We start from the raw sequence: 4,198 nt of genomic DNA on the forward strand, positions 1-4,198 counted from the left end.
GCCTTTGTAGTCCCCCGGTTAAGTGATGCCAGAGAATAAAAGTGTAGGCACAAAACACCAGGATAAAATGGCGAAGAAGGCTTTCTTTCTCGCGAACCTGATATTCTCTTAGCCCTAACCATCCTTTCGCCTCTCGATAGAAAACTTCTACCCAATTTCTTGGCGAGTAAGTTTCTACTACCCACTGCGGGGTTACTTTTTCCGCCTGGACATTCGTGATAAAATAATCGATGTCCGTCGCTTCTTCCCAAGAACTCGCGTTCATGACGATGGCAAAAGTTCTCTCTTCTTCTAAAGAAGCGATGCGAGCAGAAACAATAAATACGTACAGGGTTTTCGGTTTTTCAACTGAGAGAATTACTGGGGTAAAACTCTCTGGCTTCAAGCTTTTTGCTAATTTCTCCAGACTGATTTCTTCCTCGATTCCTGATTCCGTTTTTCGGATAATTTTTCGATTTTTAGCCCCTCCTCCTAAATACTTTAGTTTTCTCTTTTCTAACTCTTTCAGAAACGGCGTGTTGTTTCCATACCCCGCCTCTATCAAGACAATTTTCGGTCGGTATTTTCGCTTTAAACTTCGGTCGATTAATTCGAGTCCGAGTTCGGGTTTCTTTTTCAACTCTTCGTCTTCTTTTCCCGATAGTAGAGAAGATGCCGGTTGATAGATCTCGATGTCTAAGGGTAAGCTTTTTTTCCCGTCGTAGAGATGGGTGGTTACTACCACTACTCCCTTGTCTGTCTTGCCGATCTCACCGAGGTATTGTCTTCCGACTCCCTCGGTAAAATTGCCACTTTTTCGATGTCCCGAATCATCCAGAATCATCGTGAAGCCCACGCCGATCCTAGTCTGCGAGCATTTGTTCATCACTTCCAGACGACGTTGGTTAATTTGCGTCGCCGACCAAGGAGCCTCGGTTAAAAAGTGATGTAATCGGTGATAAACCACCCCCACCGAGTTATCCGCCATCTGGGTTAGGTTTTTTCGCTCGCTTTCTCCTAATAATCCGCCTAAATAGTGTCGGAAGCCATTTTTTTGCGACTGGTTTTTGAAACAGTCATCGAATCTAGCGCACCATCTCTCGAAGCAGGGCGGCATAGCGGATGGGGTCGTTTCTCCCATGGGCGTATTTTGACGTGAAAGCCTACCTATGACTTGATTATAGCTAAAAAAATTCGGTTCTGTGTTTAAGTCCCATTAAGAATTATGATCGGCCTATAATAATAACTGTAGTCACCCCTATCCTTTAGCGACAATTCTTGGTTTAGGGCTGATGTCCTTCAGCGCAAGCGAGATTGGTTATGAAAATTAGCGAACTAGAAAACTACTTGGCTCAGGTTAAGTCAGAGATTGGTGACATCGATATCGTCTATCAATGTCGCAACCAGCACTATAGTTGGTTGGACAAAATTAGAAGCCATCAACTGAAAGTGTTAAAAAATACCGCAGACACTAAATTATTGATTTCTCTGCAATAGCCCTTTTCTCTTGCTAGATGCCGGCAATGAGGTCCGGTCCGCCTAATCTGCTTAACAGTTTATCTTTTCTTCGCTGTCGATAGGTTCTTAAACCAGCCGCGTCGCCAAAAGAAAATGATTAAACTGAAAGCAACGGTTAGCATCAATACCCAGACGAACACATAGCCCCAATACCATTCTAATTCCGGCATATTATAGGGGGATTTATCAGTATTAAAGTTCATGCCATAAATACCGACAATGAAGGTGAGAGGGATAAAAATCGTCGAGATTACCGTTAAAGTTTTCATAATCTCGTTCATTTTATTACTCACGGAAGACAGGTAAAAATCCATTAAACCATTGGCAAATTCTCGGTAATTCTCGATAACATCGAGGATTTGTACCAGATGGTCATAACAGTCGCGTAGATAGGGTTTAATCGTTGTATCGATGACGATATACTCATCGCGTAAAAGGGCATTGAGGATGTCTCTTTGCGGCCAAATTGCCCGTCGCAGGGAGAGTAATTCCTGACGTAGTTGGTAAATTTTTGATAAAGTCTGTTCCGTGGGACTAGCTAAAATTTTGTTTTCTAACTCCTCGATTCTTTCTCCGTAGGACTCTAAAACAGGAAAATAACCGTCAATAATGGCATCCCAAATTGCGTAGGCTAAATAACCCGATTTTTGCTGCCGGATGGAACCTTTATTTAAACGGATTCTTTCCCTAACTCCCTCTAAAGAATCGTATTGTCCTTCTTCCTGCACGGTTAAAACATAATTCTTCCCGACTATTAAACTGATTTGTTCTAACAAAAAACCCTGATGATCGATTAGGATAGCCATTGGCACTATAATTAAAATATAATTCTCGCATTCTTCCACTTTTGGTCTTTGGGGAATACTGACTATATCCTCAAGGGTTAAGGGATGTAAATGAAAAATTTCCCCCAACTCTTGCAGTTTATCTTCATTACCCAAACCGACAATATCAATCCAAGAGATGGAATCATTGGATAAATATTTAAGACAGTCTTGAGGTAAGAGATTATTAACTCTAGTGGCTTGTTGAGAATTATAATTAATTAAAAATATCTCCGTAGCAACGGCATTTTCATCGATGGTGATTAACCCTGGCATCGTCCCGGGTTGGTTATAGTGATAATCGTAAAGGTGGGGTTTTGTCCGGGAGGATTTTCGCCCTTTTTTATACCTAGTTAATCTTTTGTTATTGCTCATAGTTGAGATCGATCGCTGTTGGCCTTTTTCTTAGCATTGATTGCTCAAAAATGCCGCAATTTTTATCTAACTTTAAGATTAGCCCAGACTGGTGAACTACTCTCAAGGTCGTTGAGAGCTTCCTATTTCACGGGGGATTGCCTCAAGACGGACTTACGCCCAGCTTTTGGTCTTACATCCCCTCTATAGGCAGTATCGCGCTTTTCCTAACGATAATATCCGTAAGGCTTCATTTTTAATATTTATCGCCGCATTAATGTCCCGGTCATGAGTTGTCTGACAATGTTCACAAGTCCATATTCTAACATCAAGCGGCAAACTACCCACTTGATTTAGACAGACATGACAAGTTTTAGAACTAGGGAAAAACCTATCAACTTCGGTATAAGTTTTTCCTTCCCATTCTGCCTTGTATTTAAGCATTGTACAAAACATTCCCCAACCACAATCACTAATAGCCTTAGCTAAATTATGATTGCGTACCATGCCTTTGACATTGAGATTCTCTACTGCAATAACTTGGTTTTCGTTAACTATCTTACGGGATAGCTTGTGGAGAAAATCCTCACGACATCTTGAGATTTTAGAGTGAACTTTAGCTACTTTACATCTAGCTTTTTGACGGTTGTTACTTCCCTTCTTTTTACGGGATAGCCTCTGTTGTTTCCTTTTTAGATTACGTTGATGTTTGGCTAAATGTCTAGGATTATCATATTTACTGCCATTGCTGGTAATACAAAAATGAGTTAATCCTAAATCAATTCCTATAGCTTTACCATCTTTCCCCCCGCCTTCGGCACCCCCCTTATCAAGGGGGGCAAGGGAGGATTGTCCGTCATCAACGTCTCGACTTCGCTCGACTAAAATAGAAGCGCAGTATTTACCGTCTGGGTTTTTTGAAATAGTAACGGTTTTAATTGTTCCTTCAAATTCCCGATGACGAACACAATAAACCAAGCCAATCTTAGGGAGTTTTAGGTAGTCTCCTTCAAATTTGACCTTAGCAGCATAGCTAATTGATTGTTTACCATGTTTAGATTTGAATCTCGGCAATCTAGCCCGTTTCTCAAAAAAATTCTGATAAGCTTGCGATAAGTTCAAAGCCACTCATAAGCTTTTTTGAGACTAGGCAATAGTCCCTGAATATAGTTTCGTGTCAGCCCTTTTCCTGTGGCTTTATAGGTTTCTTGACACAAATTCAGGGAATAATTCCAAAACCAACGACAACAACCAAAGCTTTTAGCTAAGGCTATTTCTTGCTCGGTATTGGGGTATATCCTGAATTTGTATGCTTTGTACATAGTTGTTATCGCACATCTATATTTATGATAACATAGTTTTTAGGATCTGACACTAAGTTAAAGGGTTACAATAAAGATTGACCTCGCCCTGGAGGAAGAGTTGCTAATGCCCAAGAAAACGAACAAGAAAACGGAAGCCAAAAGTTACAACCATGGCGAGGAACATCCCCAGCGTCCCGATATTGGCACGGAACCCCACTT

General features: G+C 41.0%; 3 protein-coding genes and 1 pseudogene. 1 reads left to right on the plus strand and 3 read right to left on the minus strand.

Annotated features, from left to right (window positions below; genetic code table 11):
* Positions 1–1,120, minus strand: a 1,120-nt coding sequence (locus O9334_RS12280) for an IS701 family transposase (RefSeq protein WP_288000385.1), incomplete at its 3' end; no start/stop codon positions are given.
* 179 nt (positions 1,121–1,299) lie between these two features.
* Here O9334_RS12280 and O9334_RS12285 point away from each other — a divergent pair.
* Complete coding sequence (locus O9334_RS12285; protein ID WP_008199960.1) at positions 1,300–1,476, plus strand: hypothetical protein; 177 nt, start codon at positions 1,300–1,302, stop codon at positions 1,474–1,476.
* Between the two features lie 59 nt (positions 1,477–1,535).
* Here O9334_RS12285 and corA read toward each other — a convergent pair whose 3' ends face one another.
* Together corA and O9334_RS12295 are read right to left on the minus strand one after the other, a co-directional pair.
* Positions 1,536–2,696, minus strand: a complete 1,161-nt coding sequence (corA, locus tag O9334_RS12290; protein WP_045362932.1) for a magnesium/cobalt transporter CorA — start codon at positions 2,694–2,696, stop codon at positions 1,536–1,538.
* Between the two features lie 122 nt (positions 2,697–2,818).
* Positions 2,819–3,997 (minus strand): annotated as a pseudogene (locus O9334_RS12295) (RNA-guided endonuclease TnpB family protein).
* Between the last annotated feature and the right edge of the window lie 201 nt (positions 3,998–4,198).

The sequence above is a fragment of the Microcystis sp. LE19-8.1F genome (assembly GCF_027531715.1).
In the GTDB taxonomy this organism is placed as follows: domain Bacteria; phylum Cyanobacteriota; class Cyanobacteriia; order Cyanobacteriales; family Microcystaceae; genus Microcystis; species Microcystis wesenbergii_A.

Excerpts from the sequence above, each read along its gene's own strand:
- corA (WP_045362932.1), bottom strand. The coding sequence starts at position 2,696 with ATGAGCAATAACAAAAGATTAACTAGGTATAAAAAAGGGCGAAAATCC.
- O9334_RS12285 (WP_008199960.1), top strand. The coding sequence starts at position 1,300 with ATGAAAATTAGCGAACTAGAAAACTACTTGGCTCAGGTTAAGTCAGAG.